This window comes from Jejuia sp. G7-7 (assembly GCF_055808955.1).
Genome location: NZ_JBVVSZ010000002.1, coordinates 909715 through 934896, shown reverse-complemented (window position 1 = coordinate 934896; position 25182 = coordinate 909715). Strand labels below are relative to the sequence as shown.

The following is a 25182-nucleotide window of genomic DNA, read 5'->3' as shown; positions in this document are numbered from 1 at the left end:
TCATCTACTAAAGCAAAATCTTCATAAACTAAACTGTATAATGCTTATAATTATCCTTATTTTCTCTAATATCAAAAAACATGTCTTTTATCATATCATCATATGATGGTACTACATATTTAACTGCTTTATTTGTATCGATAAAACTTTTGTCAACCGATTTGCCCTCAACAGCTTCAATAGTAATATCAATATCGGCATATTTTGAAAACAGTTTTAACAATTCAAATTTATTAATCGAATTATTATTAGTAACATGGTATAATCCCTTTAAGTTATTGGTAATAGCTATTTCAATAAAACGTGCTAACTCAAATGTAGTAACACCTGACCATATAGCCTTAGTATAACCTTGTATTGAGCCTTTTTGATTGAGAAACCAATGTAATAATCCCTCTCCATTTTCCTTTAGTTCTGGGCCTATAATTGAAGTTCTTAGAGTTAAGTGATCATCATAGGTCACTTCACCCATACCCTTAGTTTTTGCATAATTGTCTTTACCATCTTTCTCATCATCTTCAGTATATTGTCCTTTGTAGCCCGAAAACACGCAGTCTGTGGAAATATGGATTAGTTTTGCTTTAATCTCAGAACCTAGTTTGGCAAGCAAATGTGGTAGATATGCATTGATATAAATGGCATTTTCTATATTATTTACAGATCCTTTAATTAAAATACCTACGCAATTAATAATATAATCTGGTTTAATCTCCCTTATTGTATTATTTAGTTTTTCTTTATTTGTAACATCTAATACTATAGATTCTGGAGACATTTTTGTTCTAAACGTAATGTCTGTTACAATAAACTCATCCTCCTTTTTTTAAAATTTTTATATACTTGATGCCCAAGCATACCTGAAGAGCCTATAATTAATACTTTCTTTTTCATATACCTTTTTTCCAAACAGTTCTATTTATATAATCTGTGTATGACAGTATTATTCTCAATACTTTTTTAGAGACATTGTCAACATCATAATCTTTAACCAACTTTATATTTCTATCTGTTTTGTTATGATGTTGTGTAACAATATTAATACTTTCAAGCACTCGCTCTCCTTCTAATCCAGACATAATTAAAGTGCCTTCATCCATTCCTTCTGGTCTTTCATGTGCTTGACGAATTGTAATTGCTGGTAGGTTTAATATAGATGCTTCCTCAGTAATTGTACCACTATCAGAAATTACACAAAATGCATTTTTTTGTAATTTAATATAGGAAAGAAACCCATAAGGCTTAGAAAAAGTAAGTAATTTGTTATCATTATGATATCCTATTTTTTCTAATTTTTTTCTTGTTCTAGGGTGTGTAGAAATTAAAATTCTTTTGTTATAGTGCTTTGATATTAAATCGAGTGTTTCTAATAAATCATCAAAATTCTTTTGGTAATCTACATTTTCTTCTCTGTGAATACTTACTATAAAATAATCTCCCGTTTTTAAATTTTCATCTTCTAGAACTGTTGATGCATCAATACGCTCCATATTTCGAGATAGCACTTCCAACATTGGAGATCCCGTTTTAATAATTGTTTCAGGGTTGATACCTTCGTTTTCTAAATATTTTCTTGCATGCTCCGATAACGGCATGTTTATATCACTTAGATGATCAACAATTTTTCGATTAATTTCTTCAGGCACTCTTTGATCAAAACATCTATTTCCGGCTTCCATATGGAAAATTGGAATTTGTCTTTTCTTTGCTGAAATTACGGACAAACAACTATTAGTATCTCCATACAACAATAAAGCATCTGGTTTTTCCTTTAGAAACACTTCATCTGATTTAGTGATTACATTTGCTATGGTTGTTACTGCATCTGCACCAGAGGCTTCTAAAAAATAATCAGGTTTTCTTAACCCTAAATCGTTAAAAAAACTTCATTTAATTCGTAGTCATAGTTTTGTCCCGAATGTACTAGAATGTGGTTTGAATGCTTATCTAGCTCCTTTATAACTTCACTAAGTTTAATAATTTCTGGGCGTGTACCCACTAACGTCATTATTTTAATCATGCTATTTTATTTTGTATCCACTTCTAGTTTATTCCAATCTAACCACATACTGTTATCAAATCTATAATTATCGTCTGGGTTTTCATTTAAATAATCTTCACAATAAGAAATTAAACTTGACTCTTTTCTTATGGCTTTAATACCATTTGCATATCCTGGAGGAATATATAATACAGAATTTTGTTGGTCTGCATCTATTTTAAATACTTCTGCTTCTAAATTATTTGAAGGGGTGGACCAATTATCAATTTTCACACATGCTACCCAAAATGCGCCAGAAGTAACATAAAAATATCTTGGTTGGTATTTGTGCCCCTGCCAAGCTCTGACAATATCTGTATTTGGGTGAGTTATTGCGTAGAAACGTTTTATTTTTTCTAAAGAAAAGTCGTTTATATATGAAAGAGAACCTCTTTCATCAACATGCTTACCGCCATGAATAAAAAATGGAGTTTTACTATTTTCTATAGTCATCTAATTCAGGTAAATAAGAAAGTGCAAGTATTTTATCCTTAACTTCTGCTACGGTTAATCTATCTGTATTGTGAGAATGGTATTCATCATTCTTAGATAACCTTGCTTTGTTTCCTTCTTCAAAATACTTGTCATAATTTAAATCACGGTTATCTGCAGGTACTCTATAGTAGCCTTCAAGATCTACTGCTTTAGCATATTCCTCTTTAGTTAGTAGGGTTTCATACAATTTTTCACCGTGCCTTGTACCTATAATTTTAATGGGCTTATGCGCTCCACTTATTTCTTGTATGGCTTTTGCTACATCTTCAATGGTACTTGCCGGAGATTTTTGCACAAACAAATCGCCTTGTTTTCCATTTTTAAAAGCATATAACACTAAATCTACAGCTTCATCAAGTGACATCATAAAACGTGTCATTTCAGGATCCGTAATAGTTAATGATTCTCCATTTTTAATTTGATTGAAAAATAGTGGTATTACCGATCCCCTAGATGCCATTACATTTCCGTATCTAGTAATACAAATCACAGGCCCTCCTTCTGGTATATTTCTAGATTCAGCAACTGCTACTTTTTCCATTAATGCTTTAGAAATACCCATTGCATTAATTGGATAAGCAGCTTTATCTGTGCTTAAACACACCACTCTTTTTACATTATTATTTATTGCAGCTTTTATAACATTTGCAGTTCCTATAACATTTGTTTTTGTTGCCTCTAGCGGAAAAAATTCGCAAGAAGGAACTTGTTTTAGTGCAGCGGCATGAAACACATAATCGATACCTACCATTGCAGCATTAATACTATCAAAATCTCTTACATTACCAATATAGAACTTTATTTTCTCGTTCTTATATTGAGTTCTCATGTCGTGTTGTTTTTTTTCATCTCTTGAAAAAATTCTGATTTCTTCAATATCTGAATCTACAAAACCTTTTAAAACTGCATTTCCAAAAGAACCAGTTCCGCCTGTAATTAATAGCTTTTTATTCTTAAACATTTACTTAATAATTTTTTTTGTTTCTCGTTTTTAAAAACGGGCATTAAACATGTAAATACTGCTACAAGAATTATCCCAGTCTGTCTATCTAATATAACTTCTGTAATGTAGTTTATTAAAAATATGGTATATATCCCAAAAATAAAAATAGAAGTTTTTTCAAACTTATATAGCATCCCTACAAAAAACATTAAAAATAATAATAAACCTATTATTCCTATTTCCACCCACATTTCAAGAAATTGATTATGGGAATTATAAGACCGGTTATACATTGTAAAAAGCGTATATTCTTTCTCTAAATTTCTTTTTCTTATAGTTTCTTTAGAGGTTCCAAATCCATAACCTAAAATAGGTTTCTTTTTTATGACTTCTAAGGATGCTTCCCATAATTTTATTCGAGACCCTGTACTATTGGCATTGTATACCTGTTTAACATCAAAAGGTTGTTTATAACCATCATAAATATTTTGAAATCTTTCAACTAAAATATTTTTGAATAGAAAACCAAAAGCAAATATAGTAACTAAAAAAAGTAAAAACATTTTTTTTGTTATATACTTATAATTATCAACTAAAAACAATATAATTAAAACAAATAGAGTGATTAATCCTGTTTTCGACTCAGAAAATACTACGCCTAAAACTAAAACCAATAAAACCACAATATATAATATATTGGTTTTATTAAACTTTAAATGCGTTCTGTTAGTAATTGCTTTTAAAACATACCAAATAGATATACACAAGTACATTGCATAATAACTTCTATGCATAAAAAGGCTGTGAACTTGACCAAACCCGTCTTTTACTGCAAATTCTGCTGAGAAATCTATACCATCTACTGGTGGTACATTAAACATGACTTTGTAAAATGTACCCGATAAACAAACTAAAGCTACAATAGTACAACTTAGCACAAAAAATCTTAAAAGATATTTTAAGTGCGAGCTATTTAATCTTATAAGGGGTATTATAATAGGGAATACTATTAATGATAATTTGTGCTCTAAATCTTTAAGTGTTACATTTAAATGCTCAGTCCATAAAGTACTTGTAATCGCCCAAACATATAAGGCCAACAAAGGAAGTGTGAAAGGAATAGACGCTATAAATTTATTTTTCCATTGCCCTCTTTCTCCAAAAATTAATGCTACTATTGTTATAAATATTATTAAAGGGGGAATAATTTTAGCATTAAAAGGCAGCAAAACAAACAAGAACAAGAGCAAGTAAAACGGAGATTCGCTTAATTTTAACTTCTGCATTACTATTTTATTTAATTATTTCTAAAAGAAACTCGAACGTTTTTTTACTTGTTTTTTCCCAAGAATATTTTTTTATTTCTTTTAAATTCTTTGTTGCATTATTCGCTCTATCCTCATGACTTAATATCATTTTCTTTATTGCATTTTTTATAGAGTTGATATCATAAGAATTAAAATAAGTACCGTTTTCTTTTAAAAATTCTGGCATTGGCTGTTTGTCACTACAAGAAATAGGATTACCTGATGCCATTGCTTCCAATAAAATATTTGGCATATTTTCGCAAGTTGATGCATATACAATCCCATCTGTTTCTTTATAATAGTTTTCAATTTTAGAATAAGGAATGTGCCCAAGATAATTAATAAATTCTTTTTTAGGATCTACTTCTTCAATAGTATTAAATAATTTTTCTCCAGCCTGTACAGAAATAATTCCACCTATTAAGTTTAATTCTACAGGATATCCTTCATTTCTCAGCATCAATATTGCTTTAATAACATTCCATTGATGCTTATATACATGTACAGTAGAAACATATAATATTTTATAAGGCACATCAAATGTGTATTCTGAAATTGATTTTTGTGGTTTTAACTGTCCTTTAAACTTTGTAGATAAACCATGATTAATTTTAATGGTCTTTTTAGACTGTAAATTAATTTTATCTTTAATATACGTACTGGCATAATCAGAAATAAAAATAACCCCATGTGCATTTTTAAAACACCTCTGTTGTTTTTTAAAATTCATCCAAAACCTAATAATTTCTTTTGGGGATTTAATTTCTTTCCAAATTTTTCTTTCGTAAAGCAACATATTTCTTGACATACCAACAACAGGCCTAAATTTACCAATATAATCTCCAGTAAGAGATAGTAGTACATCTATATTGCTTTTTTTTATGTGCTTATCATAACTAAATATTTGAAAAACTAGTCGTTTCAAAATACTTCCATTTAGGGCATTAAACGTAACCTTATCCAAAATTTCAAGTTTTGGTAATTGCTCTAATGTTTTTGTGGAACCAAAAATAATTATTTTGGCAATTTTGTGTTCAAAAAAAATAGAATCATAGGATTCTAAAATTTCTTTTAAATGAGTAATACCACCACCACCACCAATATTTGATGCGTCTATTCCAATAGCAATTGGTCTTTTATTGTTCATTTGGATATTAAGCTTTAAATTCAGAAATTAAAATTTCAGAAATTCGTTTTAAAGACAAATCATTTCTTAAATTTATTGATGTTTTCATTAGTTTTTCTCTAAGCTTCTCAGACTCAATTAACATCAATAACTTTTCCTTATACAATTCAATTTTATTTTGTTCTATTAGAAACCCATTTTCTCCATCAATTATAACATCTCTAGGTCCTGCATTACAATCAAAACTAATACAAGGCAAGGGAAATGCCATAGCTTCGCACAATGCATTCGGAAAACCTTCTGAAATAGAACTAAATGCAAAAATTTTAGATTGAGACATATACATACCTAATTCTCTTTTTGCCCCCAATAATTTGATATTGTTCTCTTGATTTCTGCTTTTTATTTCATTCTCTAATTTAGCTTTTAGTGGTCCATCACCAATTATATGCAAACGCCAATCCTTAACATTAATTTCATCAAAAATCTTAATTAATGTTAGCTGGTCTTTTTCTGGAACTAATCGACCTACATTTAAAATAATATTTTGCTTTATCGTTTCTACTTGAGAAATAATCTTAATGGGGTTAGGCATTAATATAATATTATTATGCCCTATTTTTTCTTTTATAATTTCTTTTGCCAAAGATGTTTGGACAATAATACCTTTTGCAAATGGATACAGTAGTTTTTGTAATAACTCTAAAGTATAAGGTAGCTTTTTTAATGGATTACTTCTATTGGACACAAACACATCAATATTCAATCCTAAAGCGCTTAATAACACAAAAGAATTGTATCCTTCCCCAAAACTTAAAATATTGTCTGTCTTGAGAATTCTATAATTCTTTCTTAAATAAAATAGTAGCCTTATTTTATATATCAGTTTAGAAAAGTGATTTTTTTATACCCAAAATTCGGCATTGATATAGAATTAACATTTTTATCAATTTCATAGAATGGCTTATGCTTAACTAAAAAAATTATATCAACCCTTATATCACTATTAGCCCAGTAATTAGCAAGTTCGCTCATTACTCTTTCCATACCACCAGATAAAAACGTAGGAATTATTAAGGTAATTTTCATTTTAGTTAGTTAAATCAAATTTGCTATTTATAACTCATTTTAATTACCATAAAAACACTAGCTCAACCTCTTTTAGTAGCATACCTATAAGGGTTAAAAAGTTTTTATTAAAAAGACTCTCCATCAAATAATCTCTATACACCATTATGTTAATAACAAAGCTTGGTATTAAAAATATAAAAAATGCTACTATTATTGATTTATTGTATTTATACTGAAACTCATAAAACAAAAGATAAATAAACATAATCTCAACTAAATATCCTATTCGCATATGTATATCGGGAGCAACACTAAAAATATTTAAAAAAGCCATTAGTAGAACAACTAAAAATCTATAATCTGATTTTCTCTTGTAAGTCAATAATAAATATATATGGGCAAAATAAATCCATGATTTCCTTATAACGTATGAAATCAAAGCTGCAACTGATTCTTGATTTCCTTTTTCGATAAGGTCTAAACCCAACAAATACCATTCTGTTTTTCTTTGCATTGTTTCAGAAAGAGGAAAAACATTTAAGATATCGTATAAGTATTGTTTTGTAAGGAATATGAAAACAAAAGAAATTAAATATGTTATTAATACTGTTTTATGTTTTATGTTTCTAAAAACACTTAAAACATAAACCGGGAAAAATAGTAAAACTCCAAAATGGGTAAAAGATGCAATTAATAAAATCAAAAAACCTTTCCATTTTTTATCATCAAAAAGACCAATATAGAAACCATATATGGTTATAGATACTGCTAATAAATTTCTAATCCCAGAATATAAACCTAATAATTCTATAGAAATAAAAACACTTATTACACCTAAAAAATAATACTTGTTCGGTAAGTTTTGCTTTTCAGCAAATTTATTATAAACCGCATATATCAAACGAAGCGTTATGAAAGTACAAATAGCAAAAAAAACTGACCAGAAATTCCTAATTTGGCAAAAATATAGATCCCAAGATAAACCATGAAATCTGGTCTAACTTCCATTTCTATCAAAAACCCATCAAAGTTAAGATCCTTTACATCTTTATAAAATCTATAAAACTGGTATAAATCTTTAGTGTCAGACGGTACCAGTTGATATGTTATCAAGGAGGCAAAGAGAATTAATAATATTAAACTGAAGTTGTTTTTTTTATAAACCCCTAAAAAAATTGTGGGTAAAGCAAAAAGCGGGCTTATTAAAAATAGGCCAAGATTAAATAGGTTGATTGTCTTAAATTTGTACCCTATATTATTATTTTTCATTTCTTTTTTCAAAAAAATAGTATTCTAAATCCATATCTAACTTTGCTTTTTTGTCAATTCATTGCATTCTATATTGCTCTCTACAAATCAAAATCTCTAAACTTGTCAAAGATAAAATTTTATTAAACCAGCTAAAGAATACATTTTATAATGTTATGTTTATTAAGTTTTCATGTTTATTAATTTTGTAGTTTATTATCAAATGGTTAGCTAAACTAGAAATTAATGTAGCAAGAGCATATATAAAAATAACTGAATCAAATTCGAGTTCAGTTTTAATTGCAAAAATTATTGATCCTATTTTAAAAATTAAAGAAGCTATAGTATAGAAAAGTGTATATTTCTGGAAAGGGTATACTTTAGAACAAATTGATGACGGTATAGATATAAAATACCAAACAAATATGGGTATTAATATTCTAGTTAATTCACCACTTTCCTTCCACGAACTGCCAAATATAAAAGTTACAATAGTTGGCAAAAGAATGTATATTCCAATAGATATTATTATCCCACCTATACTAAGGTAGGAAAATATTTTGTTGTACAAACTTTTTATACTTTCACTATTATTTATCTTTTCAGCAAATCTGGAAAGCAAGACCGGCCTTATCGATGATGATATTAAACCTGCAGGTTGTATAATTATACTAGCAGCTATAGAATAAATGGCTATTTTATCTAATGGAAAATACTCATTAAATATCAAAATAGGTAAACCTGAAGAAAGGGCAAATATTAGATTAGACCAACAAAAATATTTTGGATAAGCCTTATATTTCTTTAAATTTTTATATAATTCTTGCCTTTTTTGATTATCAAATAAACCCCTTTTTATATACTTGTCTTTATAAAAAAGGTATAAAACAGTTACTATTGCAGCCAAAATATAACCAAATAACAATCCATCTATTCCGATGATGTAGAACAAGGTCACTTGGAATAAAATGAGAAATAAGTTTCTCACTATTTTAGACTTACTCAATTGTCCGTAAAGATTATATCGTATTTTAAAATAGCTTAAACAATTAACACCCACTTGGAAAAACGTTCCTAAAGCAATAAAAAGTGAGATTTCAGTATATTCGTAAAAAAAGTTAAATGGTAGATTTAATATTAAAAAAATAAACGAAAATATAAATGCAAAAAAAAGTGAGATTTTTAATAAAGCGCTAGCATCCTTTTCTTTTTTTGGTAATACGATTGTATTGTCATAAGCTAACGTGACAAATGACGTAGTTATGCCTATTGATGATATAAAAAGCGCATATATCCCTATCTCCTCCTTACTGTAAATACGAGTAATTACAGGCATTCCTAATAACATAATAATTTGAGCAATAAAAGTGCCAGAAGACACTTTTAAAACATTCTTAAAAAACGGGCTGTTTAGAATGGCCTTTTGAAACATTTATGATTTAATCAAGTTTTATAAAATTCTTTCCCGTAATACTTTGCAAAATATAACGATTCATCACGTAATAAATGAGTTGCATCATTAAGTTACTTTTAGTTGATATAGTCTTACTCAAAGCAAAATAGTTGATTTAGGTCTAGTCGCAAAAGTAATATAATTGTTTGCCTTGACAAGATTTATTTTAGATAGTAATTTGTTTTCCTTTAAAATAGATTCAGCAAAACTGTACCATGTCATTATTTCTTTATCACAAAAATGATGTATCCCAAAATTGGTGCTTTCTGTTTTTATAATCTTAAAAATATATTGTGCTAATGATTCTGTATGTGTTGGACAGCCTGTTTGTGCATCAGTTATATAGAGTGTTTGCTCCGTTTGAGCTTTTTGTAGAATTGTTCGGTAAAAATTTTTACCAAATTTTTTACTGTATAACCAAGATGTCCTTATTATAAAATAATTAGGGTTTACCTCATTAATATACTGTTCTCCCAATAATTTAGATGTTCCGTATTCGTTAATAGGATTTGGCTTATCATGCACATGATATACTCCTTTTTTTCCATCAAACACATAATCTGTTGATATGTGTAATAATATAGTGCGATGGTTTTTACAAACTTCAGCTAAATTCTTTACCCCTTCGGCATTAATCTGGTATGCAATTTCAGGTGTTTTTTCAGCTTGTTCTACATTTGTATAAGCTGCACAATTAATACAGTAGTTAAATGATTGTTTGGAGAATAGATCATTTAAATCCTCTTTATTCGTTATATCAAGTTCTAATTTAGATAAAAAAGTAAAATCAATATCATCGGAGTTAACCTTGAATAATTCTTCAATAGTTTTCCCTAATTGACCATTTGCACCTGTAACTAATACTTTAATTTTCATTTACTACTGATTGAAAATTTGGAAGTATCATGTCCTTGTCAGAAAGAATCATTTTTTCTAAAGGAAATTCCCAGTCTATGTTCAAAACATCATCATTAAAAATAATACCTCCTTCAGATGCTTTATTATAATAATTATCACATTTATACGATAGTATCGTTTGGTCTTCTAAAGTCAAAAATCCATGGGCGAAACCTCTTGGCACATATATTTGCTTGTTTTCTACAGCATCTAAAACAACTTTAATATGTTTACCAAAGGTGATAGAGTGAGGTCTTAAATCTACACATACATCTAGAACTTTACCTTTTATAACTCGAATTAATTTTGCTTGAGCATGACTACCTTTTTGATAGTGAAGCCCTCTTAATACGCCTGTAGCAGATGTTGATTGGTTATCTTGTACAAAATTAGTTGTTATACCAGTATTATTTTGAAATACTTCGGTATTGAACGTCTCAAAAAAACTTCCTCTATTATCGCTAAACACCTTAGGAGTGATGATAAAACATCCTTTTAAGCTTGTATTTTCAATTTTCATAAACTATTGTAACTGTTGTAAATATTGACCGTAACCACTTTTTAATAATGGTTTGGCAAGCTCTGTAAGTTGAGTTTTGTTTATGTAACCCATTTTATATGCAGTTTCTTCAATACTGCCAATTTTTAAACCTTGTCGTTCTTCAATTACCTGAACAAATTGTGATGCTTGCATTAAAGAATTAAATGTACCTGTGTCTAACCAAGCAATACCTTTATCTAGAACTTCTACGCTTAAAAGCCCTTTGTTTAAATAAGCTTTGTTTACATCTGTAATTTCTAACTCACCTCTGGCACTTGGTTTCAAATCTTTAACAATATCTAAAACCTCATTATCATAAAAATAAATACCTGGAACAACATAATTGGATTTAGGTTTTTCAGGCTTTTCTTCTATAGAAATTGCCTTGTTGTTTTTATCAAATTCAACCACACCATAGCGTTGGGGGTCATGAACGTGATACGCAAAAATAGTTCCGCCTTTTGGGTTATTACAGGATGCTAATATTTTTGACAAACCAGAACCATAAAAAATATTGTCTCCTAAAACTAAAGCTACATTGTCTTTTCCTATAAATTTCTTTCCAATAATAAATGCTTCAGCAAGTCCATTTGGGTTATCTTGAACAGCATATTTAAAGCTACAGCCATATTTTCTTCCGTCGCCTAATAATTCTTGAAAAACTGGTAAATCTTTTGGGGTAGAAATGATAAGTATTTCATTAATTCCGGCCGACATTAAGGTAGAAAGTGGATAATATATCATTGGTTTATCGTAAATTGGCATCAATTGTTTACTTACCACTTTAGTAAGTGGATGTAAACGTGTTCCTGAACCGCCAGCCAAAATTATACCTTTCATTCCTTAGTTATATTGTTTTTTGTAATACGATAAATACACCTTGTTTATAACATTTTTTAGCCATTTTCCGTTATTTAAATACCAATCAATGGTTGCATCTAAACCTTCTTCAAAGGTAACGGACGGTTTCCAATCTAGATCATCTTTAATCTTAGAAGCATCTATAGCGTATCTTAAATCATGTCCAGGTCTATCTTTCACGTAAGTTATTAAACTTTCTGAAGTGCCTTTTTTCAAATGTAACTTGTCATCCATTTTAGAACATAGCAACTTAACCAAATCTATGTTTTTCCACTCATTCCAACCACCAATATTGTAAGTTTCTCCTATTTTTCCTTTGTGTAAAACTACATCTATGGCTTTTGCATGATCTATTACAAACAACCAATCTCTAGTGTAGTTGCCATCGCCATAAACAGGTAATGGTTGCTTTTCTAAAATATTATTAATGAATAATGGAATTAATTTTTCTGGAAATTGATTTGGCCCGTAATTATTTGAGCAATTACTAATTATATATGGAATACCATAAGTTTCACCATAAGCTCTAACAAAATGATCTGAGCTTGCTTTAGAAGCTGAATATGGGGAATTAGGAGCATAGGCAGTTGTTTCAGTAAATAACCCTGTTTCTCCAAGCGTTCCGTATACCTCATCAGTACTTATATGATAGAAAATCTTATTTTTCAACCTATTTCCATCGCAAGATTTAAACGCGTTCAAAAGGTTTAAAGTTCCTATTACATTTGTTTTTACAAATGCTAAAGGGTCCTTAATAGAGCGGTCAACATGAGATTCTGCAGCTAAATGTATCACTATATCAAAGTCGTATTTCAAAAAAAGACTAGAAATAAATTCTTCATCATTGATATCTCCCTTAATAAACGTATAATTTAAATAGGGTTCAACATCCTCAAGGTTTTCAAGATTTCCAGCATAAGTAAGTGCATCTAGGTTATAAATGTTATAATCTGGATATTTTAAGACAAATAATCTAATAACATGAGAGCCTATAAAGCCAGCTCCACCGGTTATTAATACATTTTTCTTAAGCCTCATAGTTTTTTACAAAAGTGATCATTTTTTTGGATGAATAAACCATCACTAGTAATAAGATTGTTAAAAATGGAAAAATAAACATATACCTTTCCCATATTTCCTTATCTACTGAACCTACATCTTGAAAACTTGATAAAGTATCAAAAAATACATCTTCCTCTACCTTCTGAGAATCTAATGCTGTTAATGCTTTTCTAAGTTCTAACTCTCTATCCAATAATTCGAATTCCTTAGTTTTAACACGTTCTTGTACTAAAGACATGCCGTCTTTTAGTGTTATAGTACCCTTATTGTTGGAATTTGACTCATTTTTAAGAACATCTATATAAACTTTTTGTAATGAATCTACCTGATTTAGGGATTGTATAATACGTTCTCTATCTATTGCAATTAAAGAATCTCGTTTTTGCATTTTCTTTCTAGAGAATGTATTTTCGAAAGTACCTCGTAATCCATCTTCTAAAGACCTGAAAATATCTTTTTTATAAGACTTCACCGTAATTTGATATAACGTTCCAGAATATATACTCCGGTTTTCAATAAATTCACTAAAATAAATACTTTGAGCCCTAGTACTATCAACCTGTTTGATAAAATCCTCATATTCCAAAATCCTATCATTTTCAGTTTCTGGTCCAGGGTTAATATCAAATTTTATGATTTGTTTAGCATCATCTTCTTGAATTTCGAAAAGAGTACTTAGTTGAGAATAATCTTTATCACCTATTAAAGCGTTGTAATAATTAATATTGGTAACTAATTGAAATTTAGAATCAAAATAAGGCTTTACAAGCATATTAGATGTATACTTAGTAGGTTGGCCTTTTTCAACAACATAGCCTAATACCCCTGCAATGACCATTGCAATTAAAAGGATTTTAAAATTCGCTATAATGGCCTTTAAAATAAAAATAAAAGCAGAAAAAATTGATTTTAAAATTGACTTAATAAAATGGAAAAGTCTATCAAAAGCATTGCCAATTAATTTGAACAATTGTCCTAAATCTACTTCCTCAGATTGTTGTGGTTGTTGAGGTAAATCCTTACTCATAATAAAATTTATTAATTAAATATTTGTTCTAATATAGTTCGTGTTATTACATATGTTGGTCTTACACCTGAAGCCCCAAGACCTCCTGACGCAAGTGTGCTACCCGTTTTTAATGGATTATCACTAGCGTAATAAGCATATCTTACTTTTACATCGGATTTAATATTACCGCGCACCTTTGATGCTGCTTGAATAGCTTTTTGATAATGAGCACCTTCCATTTCTAATCCTATAACATTCCACGTGGAATTGTAAAAGAATTTTAAAATATCTTTATTTTGAAGTGATGTGCCTAGTACTGTTATCATTGTTCCTTCATATATTGAAACACCTTTGCATTCCAAATCTTCTTTTTTTAGCTCATTTTTAAAAGGATAATTATCGGCTGTTCCTTCAAAAATATGTGCTGACGGAATCATAATATCTCCTTTATCTCCTTCTAATATTCCTGCTTTTCCCATTATTGAAATTGATTCAACATCTAAATGAATGTTTTTATCATTGTTTTTAAAAGGTTTCAATAATTCATCAATCGTTTCATAGGCTTGCTCTCCAAAAGCATAATCCATGACCAATATAATAGGTTTTTTCGATTTTAAGACAGTTTCATTAATTTTTATATCCAGTTTAGAAGTGTCAATTTTTCCAGCATCAAATATTTGTACATCAATATTAGCTCCAGAAGTATCTTTGATATAAATCATCCCTTCTTGTAACGCTAGTTTGTGCACTTTATTTCTTAAGTCCTTATTTAAATTATTACCAAGTGTTTTATAGAGTTCAAAAACATCTTGCTTAGCTGCTAATTCTTTTAAAGCACTTGGTGCAAAAAGTGTATTCATTACACTATGCATATTAGCACTAATAACATGAATTGGTCTATCTAAAAGGTTTTCTTTATGCAGGGTTTTCTTAATAGTATCTGCCCAAATTTCTCCGTGTATATGATGTCCAATTTCTTCTCGTAATACTGGGCTAAAAGTAACTGCACGTTTATTAAGCGATATTTGCTCCTCAATAGCCAATTTCCCCAGCCAATATATAATGTGCAATAAACGCTCTGGCTGTGTTGGAATTGCAAAATTATTATATATTGAAGTAATTTCGTTAAACGTTCTTCCTAAAATATTGGCAGCGTGAGATATTGCTACTTCACGTTCCCTTTGTGTTAGTTTTTTGGTTGCGTTTATAGTTTTCTCAAGTTTAACCCAGTCTCTTGATGTAGAACCTTTTTCATCAACAAGTACACGTTTGCTTATTTTGTGTGATTCTATAAAAAGAAACGTAAGATGAGTTAGAATATCATAAATTTCAGAGCGCCCTCGGGTAATTTCTATATTCATCTGCTCCTCATCTATTCTATAACAGTTTCGGCGACGTTTTTTTGGAATAATCGGCTTAAAATGAGATTTAGAATACCCTTCATCACTAGTTAAATTGATAACTGAGCATTCTTCAATACCTTGTGGTAATCTGTTAATAACATAAAGTAAACCTTCTAATTCTGCTTTTTCTTCTGCAATAGAGCCATAAATTTCAGGGCGTAATAACAGTAAAGATTGTCTTAATGTTTCTCCAGAAACACCCATTGGCTTATAAAACCCACGATTGAATAAGTGACGCATAGTGATATACATCCTCTCAATGGCATTAGAGCTTTCTTGAGCTCGTGTTCTTTCGTAGCGTTTAGTGTGTTTCATACTATTTAAGGCGCTGCAAATGTACTATTATTTTTTTGCAACCAAGTAAGAAATTGCATCGGCTATTTTTCTGTCGTTTGATAGTCTAGGAATTTTATTTTGTCCGCCTAATTTTCCAACAGATTTCATATAATTTTGAAAACCATCTTTTTCAACCTTAGTGATTTTTAGGGGCTGTAGTACTTTACCAGTAATTAAATCGAAGTAGTAACTGTTTTGTTGCTGCAAAGATTGGTCTAATTTTTCTTGTAAAACAGCTAAATCCTTTGGTTCGTTTTCAAATTCTATAAACCACTCATGATACGGTAAACCTTCACTTGGGTTAATTTGAGGCGCTACTGTAAACTCTGATACTCGAATATTAGTGCCTTTAGTAGCATCTTCCATGGCTTTTTCCACTTCTTTACCAATAACATGTTCTCCAAAAGCAGAAATAAAGTGTTTTATACGGCCTGAAACAATAACTCTGTAAGGCTTAGTTGAAGTAAATTCTACTGTATCTCCTAAGTTATATGCCCAAAGCCCTGCATTGGTGGAAATAATCATGACGTAGTTGACAGCAACTTCAACGTCTTTAATAGTAATCCGTTTAGGGTTTTCATTGAAAAACTCGTCAGCTTTTATAAACTCATAAAAAATACCTGAATTTAACTGAAGCAGCATTCCTCGCTCTCCTTGTTTGTCTTGAAACGCAAAAAAACCTTCACTAGCAGGATATAGTTCTATACTATCCACTTTCCGACCAATTAAGTTTTCAAACTTAGCGCGATATGGTTCGTAATTTACTCCTCCAAAAATAAATAGATTGAAATTCTTAAATATATCTCCTACTTTTTTCCCTGTTTTTAATTGTAGCTTTTCAAAATACATTTGCACCCAAGATGGTATCCCAGAAATCATTGTCATATTCTCAGGTAATGTTTCTTCAACTATCGCGTCAACTTTGGTTTCCCAATCTTCAATACAATTAGTTTCCCAAGAAGGCATTCTATTTTTTTGAAGATATTTAGGAACATAATGTGCTACAATACCAGATAATCTTCCTAGATTAATTCCATTTTGTTCGTTTAAAATTGGACTGCCCTGCAGAAAAATCATTTTTCCATCCACAAAATCTACATTACCTGTTTCATTTATGTACATCAAAATTGCATTTCGAGCCGCATCAACATGACTTGGCATGCTTTCCTTAGTGATTGGGATATATTTAGAACCTGAAGTAGTACCAGAAGTTTTAGCAAAATATATTGGCTTACCTTTCCATAAAATATGTTCTTCCCCTGCAACTACTCTTTCAATATAAGGTTTTAAGGCTTCATAATCTCTTACAGGAACATGCTTCACAAAATCTTTGTGAGATTTAATTTTATCAAAATTATGATCTTTGCCAAATTGCGTTTTGGAAGCCTTTTTTATTAAAGTTTGAAACACCTTCTCTTGAGTTTCTATTGGATTATTAGCCCACTTTTGAGTTTTTTTATAAACTCGTTTTGCAAAGGGTTTTGCTAATGCCGCTTTTATTGAAATCATTTATTCGAAATCTATAAAATTTGTTGGATTAATTGGGTAGCCATCACTCCATAATTCAAAATGCAAATGAGGACCAGTAGATAATTCTCCGGTATTACCTGAAGTTGCTATAACCTCTCCAGCTTTAACTAAATCACCTTGAGATTTTGTTAAGGAGGCATTGTGTTTGTAAACCGAAATTAATCCGTAACTGTGTTCTAAAATGATTACGTGCCCAGTTCCTGCTGTCCATTCAGAAAAAATAACAATACCATCGGCTGTAGCTTTAATAGGCGTATCTTTTGCAACAACAATATCAACAGCATAATGCTTTTCTTTAATATTGTAAGGCTCACTAATAGTACCGTTAACTGGTGGAAACAACACAAAATTCGTAACCGAAGTTGCAGACTCAAAAAGATTGTATTTATCTTCTTTATCAACTTTTGCACGAAGCAATGAGTCTTCTCTAGTTGGATTTAAATCAACTTCACTTATTTCTAGTTTTGTGGCTTCAACAATAGAATCTTTATTCAGGTTTTCCAGACCAGCATCGCCTCTTAATACTTTTTTGATAGAATTAAAATAACTCTCGTTCATTGCCAAAACCTGTTGTAACGAATCTGTTTTAAAACTTAATTCTGTGGCCTGTTTTTTTAATGCTGTTGAAGAATAACCAGGAATATATTCTTTTAAAGGAGAATAAGCAATCAATAGAATAGTAAGGCAAACCAAAATAATACTAGATAACGTAACCACTACAAAAACGTTTAATCTTGTCAATTTTAAAGAGAGACGTTCTTCAAAAGTATTTTCGTTCAATATTACTAAACGGTACTTATCCAGTAATCTTCTTTTAATCTTTTGTGGCTTTTTTTTACTCATAATTGAAAACAAAATTAAATAAAATTATCTCAAGGTATTGGATTTATCTTCACTAAACATATACTAATAGTGTTAAAAACGGTTTTATTAAACTTTAATTATTTAACTTTGTACTTTAAAAATACATTATTATGAGTTTATATATGTTACCATTGGCAATAGGCCCCATGCAAATAACTTTAATAGTTGTAGTTGTACTATTAATTTTTGGTGGCAAAAAAATACCTGAATTAATGCGCGGACTTGGAAGCGGTATTAAAGAGTTTAAAGATGCCAGTAAAGAAGATGACGAACCAACAAAAGATAAAGCTGAATAGTTTACAATCTTTATAAAAAATAAAAACCAACATGCAACATGTTGGTTTTTTTATGCCTTAATATTTTTTTACTTATCTATTTTTATTGATTTAATAATAGCTTCTAAATCAAACATATAATCTCGCTTTTCTACAGATGGTGCAAATGTAAACCCCTCAGCGATAATCCATCTTTTGTTTATTTTATCTTCAATAGCATAATTAATATATGGCCCTGCCATAACAGCACCATGTACTTTCCACATGCCTTTAGTTTCTAAAGTTGGCTTGTTATCTAAAATGGTTTCAGTATGAAAAGGTGTGTACATGTTTTCAGTAATCATATAACTACCTTCAAGAGGACCTTCAATATATTTTTTTCCTATTGAATCTCTTATTTTAATAATTTGTTCTACCAAACTACTGTCTTTATTTATCGCCGAATATGGTAATTCGTATAATAATACATTGGTATAACCAGTTCTAATATCTTGTTTTATCCAGTAAAATTTATCTTCTTCTTTAGCAGTCGTTTTTCCAATTCTATATGCGGTAGGAAACTCAATGGTTAATCCTAAGTTTTTTTGTATAACATCGGCTTTGTATAATGACTTTCTAATCATAGATTGTCGATATTCTAATTCAATATTCCTAAATGTTTCAATAATTTTAGGTGCATTTTCTTTTAGAAGATCTATAATTTCCTTTTTAGTTTTCCCTGAAATTAAGATTACTTTTTGTGGTTTCGCATAAACATTATCTTTAAAAAGAATACCAGCAGGTTTACCTAATTCTATCTTTAAAACAGTTCTTGTTCTTGTTATAAAATCTGTAAATACTTGTGGTGGAATTTGATTAATATTGAATGTCGGCTCATCCTGAGGTAGCCCGTATACAGGTGTCGCCAGAACATCTCGTATGGCTTCTCCAAGAAAACCCTTCCAAGTTTCGTTATCTACAACCACAGATACATCATTCAATTTTCCTTGCGAATCAAACAGTATTCTTTCGTTTTTAGATTTTCCATCTTTACATGATACTATTAGTAGTGTGATTAATAAAACACTTAATATTTTTTTCATCTGAATAGTTATTATTTTTTTGAAGTTATCCTTTGGAAATTTTAAGTTTCATTCCAGGTTTTAATTTACTACCACTAATACCGTTCCATTCTTTAATATTTTGAATAGAAACTCCAGAAAACTTTTGCGAAATACTCCAAAGTGAATCGCCATTCTTTACTGTGTAAATAGTTACATCACCAGAAATTGGTTTAGGTTTTATTTTCGCTTTTGCGGAAGTAGAAACGCTTACATTTGGCTTTCTAGGATAAATTGTAAGCCGTTGTCCTATCTTTAAATTATTACTTCGTAAACCATTCCATCGTTTGATATCGCTTACACGAACACCATATATTCTTGAAATTTTACCAAGATAATCTCCAGATTTCACTCTGTAACGCACCTTGTCTTTCGCATTGAATAACTGAGGTAATGGCTTTTCACGTTTTTCAGTTTCTGCTTTAGCAAAGGCGTAAATTTTATCTTCATTATTTACAAATGTACCTATGGCGTCAAGTGGTAATCGTAATGTATAGTTTTCGTTTTTAACAACCGGGATGATATCCAATTTATAAGATGGATTTAAAAACTGAAGCTGTTCTATTGGAGTACCTGTAACTTCAGATACTTGATCTAGAGTTATCATGTGTTTTACTCTAATGGTATCGGTTTCAAAATACACCAATTCAGGTTTATAGCGTTTAAATCCATGTTCTTTGGCATATTCAAAAATGTACATGTTTGCTAAAAATGCTGGTAAATACCCTGCAGTTTCTCGTGGTAAATTATGGCGAATGTTCCAATAATTTTTATACCCTCCAGAACGACGTATAGCTTTTGTTACATTCCCTGGACCTGAATTATAAGCCGCTAAAGCCAAATCCCAATCTCCAAAAATCTTATACAATCGCGATAAATATTTTGCTGCTGCTGTGGTAGATTTTATGGGGTCGCTGCGTTCGTCAACATAACTACTTACATCTAAACCGTATTCCTTACCTGTACCAAACATAAATTGCCACAAACCTGTTGCACCTACTCTAGATTTAGCATTTGGTTTTAAAGCAGATTCTACAATGGCTAAATACTTTATTTCTAACGGAATATTTTGATTGTCTAATTCCTGCTCAAAAAGTGGAAAATAGAACGCACTCATAGTCATTAATTTCTGTAAATGTTTCCTTCGGTGCTTTAAATAAGATTTTATAACGCTTTCTAAAGACGGGTTATAAGCCACATTAAACGGCGTTCTAGCATCCAGTTCTTTTAAACGTTTTTTGAGTGTATCTGTTGGTAATTCAGGAAAATCAATTTCATCATAAGTCAGTTCTGTAACCGATTTATAAATAGAATCGAATAGTGTATTATTATATAACTCTTCTCGCCATTTGGCATCAATTTTAGCAGAAAACTCATCATCTTTTAATGACTTGATAGAAAGACTATCTTCTTCAGCAACTGCTTTAATTGGAGTTACAACATTTTGTGTGGCATCAATTAAAGAGTCTTTAACTATTACTGTTTTAACAGCAATAGTATCCTTTAATTGCACAGGAATAGAATCTTGAGTTTGTGCAAAACAAACACCATTAATTAAAAGAAAAAATATTATAAGAAAACGAAAAGCCATAGTATCTATTCAGTTTGTTAATGAACGATATTACGGCTAAAATCGTATTTTTTCTGGGAATTTGAAAACTTAAATGCTATTATTCTAAAATAGCAGCAATACCTGGCAACGTTTTCCCTTCTAAACTTTCAAGCATTGCGCCACCACCTGTACTTACGTAACTCACTTTATTTTCGAAACCAAATTGTTTAACAGCAGCAACTGAATCTCCACCACCAACTAGTGAAAAAGCACCGTTTTTAGTAGCTTCAGCAATTGAGTTTCCTAATTCTATAGTACCGTTTGCAAAACTTTCCATTTCAAAAACACCAAGTGGGCCATTCCAAAGAATGGTTTTTGATTGCATCACTACATCATGAAATTGAGCTCTAGATTTTGGTCCAGCATCTACACCTTCCCATCCGTCAGGAATTTCATTGATATCTACAATTTGTGTATTTGCATCGTTACTAAAATCATCTGCAGCAATAGTATCAACAGGAATATGAATTTGTACATTTTTGGCTTTAGCTTGTTCTAATATTTCAAGTGCTAGTGGCATTTTATCATCTTCACAAATAGAATTTCCTATTTTTCCACCTTGGGCTTTTACAAAAGTAAATGCCATACCACCACCTATAATCAAATGATCTACTTTGTCTAAAATATTTTCAATAATTGTAATTTTTGAAGATACTTTAGCACCTCCTAAAATTGCTAGAACTGGCTTTTCTCCAGTTTCCATAACTTTTTTAATACTGTCAATTTCTTGAGCTAATAAACTTCCAAAACATTTTTTTCCTTCAAAAAACTGAGCTACAATAGTTGTTGAGGCATGTGCTCTGTGCGCTGTACCAAAGGCATCATTCACATAAATATCTCCTAGTTTTGATAGTTTTTCAGCAAAGTCTTTATCTCCAGCAGTTTCCTCTTTATAAAAACGAAGGTTTTCTAATAACAAGATTTGCCCTGGTTCTAAGCTTGCTGCTGCAGCTTCAACATCTACACCAATACAATCGGCAACAGTTTTTACCTCAACACCTAAAACGTCTTCAACTTTAGAAGCAATATGTTTTAATGAAAACTCATCTTGAAATCCTTTTGGACGCCCTAAATGCGACATTAAAATACAGCTTCCGCCATCTTCTAAAATCTTAATAATTGTAGGTTTTGCAGATACAATTCTTGTTGCATCAGTTACCTCAAAATTTTCGTTTAAAGGCACATTAAAATCTACACGGATTAAGGCTTTTTTATTTTCGAAATTGAAATCGTTAAGCGTTTTCATTTATATATGGTTTTGTTTTTTAGTTATTTGAAACACAAATGTAACTAATTAAATAGGTATAAAAAATGTGTTTTTTAACGAAAACGTTTGAAGTGATAAAGATTTTTAAAAAACTAGCTTTCCGTAGGTTTATTTATAGAAAAACCTGAATCGATGAGTAATACAAGTTCTTTAATGCTTTCGGAAATATTTTCTTTTAGTTTAGATTTTAATAACGGTTTCATTAGTATTCCAAATGGTTTAAAATCGGCAAATGCTTCTATATTTAATTTGGTTTTTCCAAAGTCTAATTCTTCTAACACGAAATAGCTATTGAAACGTTTTGTAAATGGAACATTGGTAGTCGATTCGCCATAAACCAACTGGTTTTTCTTTACGTTTTTTGAAATTGTAGTTTGAACAACGTCATCATTTTTATTGAACAAACATTTGTGTTTTTCGCCAACGCGATTTACTTTGTTTTTTTCGTATTCCATTTTATCAACACCTTTTGTCCAGAGTAGTCTGTAATCAAAATTGCTAATAACTTCGTAGAGGTCGTTGATTGGGATATTAATTATTTCGGTAGCATCAAATAATTTATGCTTGGGTACATCATCTGGAATAGGTTGAATTTCGGGTAATTTTTGTTTTAAGGTTTGAAGCGGGTTATAGGTAAACGAAACCTCTCCAAAATCGTATGTTGCTGTAATAACGTCCTCCGCATTTTTATCCAATTGCTTAACTGTTTCGGTAAACAATGCATATTCATCAATTGGCACTTCATTTTTTAGCAAGCGATGCACTTGAATTACATGACTACCGTATGGTTTCTTAGAATCTTTAACTTGAATAAATTCTATCTCGCCAAAATGCACCACGAATTTCAACTTTAAATTATAGGCTGATGAACATGCACCACAATGACAAATGCGCTGATATTCATACCGCTTTAAATGGATATGAAATGCTATATACATTTGCTCAATTTGCTGTTCTAACACAGACACCTCTACGTTATCCTGTATCTTATATAAAAACAGGGCGTCGCCTTCTATTTCGGCAAGTTCTAAACCGATGGTGTTGTTATCAATTAATAGCTCCAATAATTCTGAAATGATATGACGGCTATGGCTTATAGAGGTGTGATGTACAAACTCGGTAAAGCCTGAAATGTCTGGAATAAATAAAATCGCTTTTTGCGACATTGGTTGTGGTTTGGTTTAGAATATAAAAATAAGTCGATTTATTTTTAGTTTATTACAATGTCTTGTTAAAATGATTGAACTTTGAATTTACTTTATCAGAAAAAAAATCACAAATTAGTTTGACGGCGGATATAAGATATTACAACTACGCATTTCCGCAAAAACATTAAACGAACCCATCCAAAAAAACTACAACTTCAACCCCAAAACACAGCTTCTGCAAATAGACCCACGTTAGGGATTGAGGCATTTGTTGAAGCTCCCCGACGCAGGAGGGAGCGACTGCCAAAAGCCCGACCGTAGCGATACTGCAAGGTTTTAAAAACCTTGTAGGTATGAGCGAAGGGAACGCCCAAATATTTAAAAAATTAATTTACTTTTGTGCGATGCTGTTTCAGGATGTATTAGGGCAAGAACATATTAAAGCGCACTTGACGAAAAGTGCGGATAATGGACGTATTCCGCATGCGCAATTGTTTGTTGGACCTGAAGGTTGTGGTGCGTTACCCATGGCGATTGCTTATGCACAGTATATCTTATGCTCGAATACTGAAGGGGAAAACACTACTGGAAACGAAGCTTGCAACTTAAAGTTTAAAAATATTTCGCATCCCGATTTGCATTTTGCGTTTCCGGTAACTACAAGTGATAAGGTAAAAAGTAAGCCAGTTTCTAGTTTTTATTTGGAAGAATGGCGCCAACTTTTAAACGAACAGCCTTATGGCAACTTATTTGATTGGTACAAACTGCTTGGTGTTGATAATAAACAGGGGCAAATTGGAGTTGATGAGGCACTAAATATTGTAAAATCGCTTACCTTAAAATCTTATGAAGGTGGTTATAAAGTGATGCTGATTTGGATGGCTGAAAAAATGAATACTGCTTGTGCCAACAAGCTTTTAAAGTTGATTGAGGAGCCACCAAACCAAACAATTTTTTTATTGATTGCTGAAGATGAAGAGCAAATTATAAATACGATTAGGTCGCGTTGCCAAATTTTACATTTTCCGCCTTTGGCTGAAGATGTGATAAAAGATGCTATTATAAAACAGTACAATTTAGAGGCTTCTATTGCTACTAAAATTGCGCATCAATCTAACGGGAATTACAATAAAGCTTGTGATTTGGTGTATCACGATTCTGAAGATACACAATTTGAAACCTGGTTTATTTTCTGGATTAGAAGCGCCTTTAAAGCGAAAGGGAATAAGGCTGCTATTCATGATTTAATTTCGTGGAGTGAAGACATAGCAAAAACCGGTCGTGAAACCCAAAAGCAATTTTTGAACTTTTGTTTGGATTTTTTCCGTCAGGCGTTATTGCTAAATTATAATGCTACTGATTTGGTGTTTTTTGAACCAAAAACCGATAAATTTAAATTGGAGAATTTTGCACCTTTTGTGCATGGCAACAACATTATGGATATTAGTAACGAGTTACAAGATGCTATTTACCATATTGAGCGTAACGGAAATTCTAAAATTATTTTGACAGATTTGTCTATTAAATTGACGCGATTATTGCATAAGAAGGCGGAGTAGCTTGGCGGTTTTTGTCATGGCGAATAGCGTGAGACAT

General features: G+C 30.7%; 24 protein-coding genes and 1 pseudogene. 2 read left to right on the top strand and 23 right to left on the bottom strand.

From position 1 onward, the window contains the following. Positions 1-28: 28 nt before the first annotated feature. The 19 genes and pseudogenes from AC0L5U_RS14405 to AC0L5U_RS14315 form a co-directional block, all read right to left on the bottom strand. Entirely contained in the window at positions 29-775 is a 747-nt protein-coding gene (locus AC0L5U_RS14405; RefSeq protein ID WP_473417123.1) for a dTDP-4-dehydrorhamnose reductase family protein, read from the bottom strand. A 112-nt stretch (positions 776-887) separates the two neighbouring features. Continuing rightward, a pseudogene (locus tag AC0L5U_RS14400) lies at positions 888-1820 on the bottom strand (UDP-N-acetyl glucosamine 2-epimerase); the annotation flags it as partial. Between the two features lie 203 nt (positions 1821-2023). After that, the gene (locus tag AC0L5U_RS14395) at positions 2024-2491 is read right to left on the bottom strand and encodes a cupin domain-containing protein (RefSeq protein ID WP_473417122.1); all 468 of its coding nucleotides are present in this window, start codon (positions 2489-2491) and stop codon (positions 2024-2026) included. Continuing rightward, entirely contained in the window at positions 2475-3494 is a 1020-nt protein-coding gene (locus tag AC0L5U_RS14390) for a polysaccharide biosynthesis protein (protein ID WP_473417120.1), read from the bottom strand. Before AC0L5U_RS14390 ends, AC0L5U_RS14395 begins: the two co-directional genes overlap by 17 nt. Further along, the gene (locus AC0L5U_RS14385; protein ID WP_473417119.1) at positions 3470-4762 is read right to left on the bottom strand and encodes an O-antigen ligase family protein; all 1293 of its coding nucleotides are present in this window, start codon (positions 4760-4762) and stop codon (positions 3470-3472) included. The genes AC0L5U_RS14390 and AC0L5U_RS14385 overlap by 25 nt, the downstream gene beginning before the upstream one ends. A gap of 7 nt (positions 4763-4769) precedes the next feature. Then, complete coding sequence (locus AC0L5U_RS14380; protein ID WP_473417118.1) at positions 4770-5930, bottom strand: glycosyltransferase; 1161 nt, start codon at positions 5928-5930, stop codon at positions 4770-4772. A gap of 7 nt (positions 5931-5937) precedes the next feature. Continuing rightward, positions 5938-6696: a glycosyltransferase gene (locus AC0L5U_RS14375; RefSeq protein WP_473417117.1), complete on the bottom strand. Its 759-nt coding sequence runs from the start codon at positions 6694-6696 to the stop codon at positions 5938-5940. Positions 6697-6791: 95 nt separating this feature from the next. Then, positions 6792-6998 carry a hypothetical protein gene (locus tag AC0L5U_RS14370; protein WP_473417116.1) on the bottom strand — a complete coding sequence of 69 codons (207 nt, stop codon included), beginning with the start codon at positions 6996-6998 and terminating at the stop codon, positions 6792-6794. Between the two features lie 43 nt (positions 6999-7041). Further along, positions 7042-7881 carry an EpsG family protein gene (locus AC0L5U_RS14365; RefSeq protein WP_473417114.1) on the bottom strand — a complete coding sequence of 280 codons (840 nt, stop codon included), beginning with the start codon at positions 7879-7881 and terminating at the stop codon, positions 7042-7044. A gap of 8 nt (positions 7882-7889) precedes the next feature. Further along, positions 7890-8261, bottom strand: a complete 372-nt coding sequence (locus tag AC0L5U_RS14360; protein ID WP_473417113.1) for a hypothetical protein — start codon at positions 8259-8261, stop codon at positions 7890-7892. Between the two features lie 133 nt (positions 8262-8394). Then, positions 8395-9660, bottom strand: a complete 1266-nt coding sequence (locus AC0L5U_RS14355; RefSeq protein ID WP_473417111.1) for a lipopolysaccharide biosynthesis protein — start codon at positions 9658-9660, stop codon at positions 8395-8397. A gap of 117 nt (positions 9661-9777) precedes the next feature. After that, positions 9778-10557: a dTDP-4-dehydrorhamnose reductase gene (gene rfbD, locus AC0L5U_RS14350; RefSeq protein WP_473417110.1), complete on the bottom strand. Its 780-nt coding sequence runs from the start codon at positions 10555-10557 to the stop codon at positions 9778-9780. Then, the gene (rfbC, locus tag AC0L5U_RS14345; protein WP_473417109.1) at positions 10547-11098 is read right to left on the bottom strand and encodes a dTDP-4-dehydrorhamnose 3,5-epimerase; all 552 of its coding nucleotides are present in this window, start codon (positions 11096-11098) and stop codon (positions 10547-10549) included. The genes rfbD and rfbC overlap by 11 nt, the downstream gene beginning before the upstream one ends. 3 nt (positions 11099-11101) lie before the next feature. After that, positions 11102-11959 carry a glucose-1-phosphate thymidylyltransferase RfbA gene (gene rfbA, locus AC0L5U_RS14340; RefSeq protein ID WP_473417108.1) on the bottom strand — a complete coding sequence of 286 codons (858 nt, stop codon included), beginning with the start codon at positions 11957-11959 and terminating at the stop codon, positions 11102-11104. A 3-nt stretch (positions 11960-11962) separates the two neighbouring features. Then, the gene (gene rfbB / locus AC0L5U_RS14335) at positions 11963-13018 is read right to left on the bottom strand and encodes a dTDP-glucose 4,6-dehydratase (RefSeq protein WP_473417106.1); all 1056 of its coding nucleotides are present in this window, start codon (positions 13016-13018) and stop codon (positions 11963-11965) included. Continuing rightward, positions 13008-14069, bottom strand: a complete 1062-nt coding sequence (locus tag AC0L5U_RS14330) for a hypothetical protein (RefSeq protein ID WP_473417105.1) — start codon at positions 14067-14069, stop codon at positions 13008-13010. The genes rfbB and AC0L5U_RS14330 overlap by 11 nt, the downstream gene beginning before the upstream one ends. Positions 14070-14080: 11 nt before the next feature. After that, complete coding sequence (locus AC0L5U_RS14325) at positions 14081-15769, bottom strand: DUF6909 family protein (RefSeq protein WP_473417103.1); 1689 nt, start codon at positions 15767-15769, stop codon at positions 14081-14083. 27 nt (positions 15770-15796) lie between these two features. Next, a complete protein-coding gene (locus tag AC0L5U_RS14320; protein ID WP_473417102.1) occupies positions 15797-17299 on the bottom strand; it encodes a GH3 auxin-responsive promoter family protein in 1503 nt (500 codons plus the stop codon). Continuing rightward, entirely contained in the window at positions 17300-18163 is an 864-nt protein-coding gene (locus AC0L5U_RS14315; RefSeq protein ID WP_473417101.1) for a M23 family metallopeptidase, read from the bottom strand. It abuts the gene before it with no gap. Positions 18164-18294: 131 nt separating this feature from the next. Here AC0L5U_RS14315 and AC0L5U_RS14310 point away from each other — a divergent pair, with 131 nt between their 5' ends. Further along, positions 18295-18480 (top strand): Sec-independent protein translocase subunit TatA/TatB, encoded by a 186-nt coding sequence (locus tag AC0L5U_RS14310; RefSeq protein WP_473417100.1) that lies wholly within the window; start codon positions 18295-18297, stop codon positions 18478-18480. Between the two features lie 68 nt (positions 18481-18548). Here the strand turns inward: AC0L5U_RS14310 and AC0L5U_RS14305 are convergent, their stop codons facing one another. From AC0L5U_RS14305 to AC0L5U_RS14290, 4 genes are all read right to left on the bottom strand, one after another. After that, positions 18549-19541, bottom strand: coding sequence for a DUF4837 family protein (locus AC0L5U_RS14305; protein WP_473417099.1), 993 nt, complete (start codon positions 19539-19541; stop codon positions 18549-18551). A 25-nt stretch (positions 19542-19566) separates the two neighbouring features. Then, positions 19567-21150, bottom strand: a complete 1584-nt coding sequence (locus tag AC0L5U_RS14300; protein WP_473417098.1) for a LysM peptidoglycan-binding domain-containing protein — start codon at positions 21148-21150, stop codon at positions 19567-19569. A gap of 79 nt (positions 21151-21229) precedes the next feature. Then, positions 21230-22417, bottom strand: coding sequence for a phosphoglycerate kinase (locus AC0L5U_RS14295; RefSeq protein ID WP_473417097.1), 1188 nt, complete (start codon positions 22415-22417; stop codon positions 21230-21232). Positions 22418-22530: 113 nt separating this feature from the next. Further along, positions 22531-23604, bottom strand: a complete 1074-nt coding sequence (locus AC0L5U_RS14290) for a DUF2652 domain-containing protein (protein ID WP_473417096.1) — start codon at positions 23602-23604, stop codon at positions 22531-22533. A gap of 386 nt (positions 23605-23990) precedes the next feature. Between AC0L5U_RS14290 and AC0L5U_RS14285 the strand changes: the two genes are divergently transcribed. Further along, positions 23991-25145, top strand: coding sequence for a DNA polymerase III subunit (locus AC0L5U_RS14285; protein ID WP_473418300.1), 1155 nt, complete (start codon positions 23991-23993; stop codon positions 25143-25145). Positions 25146-25182 lie beyond the last annotated feature (37 nt).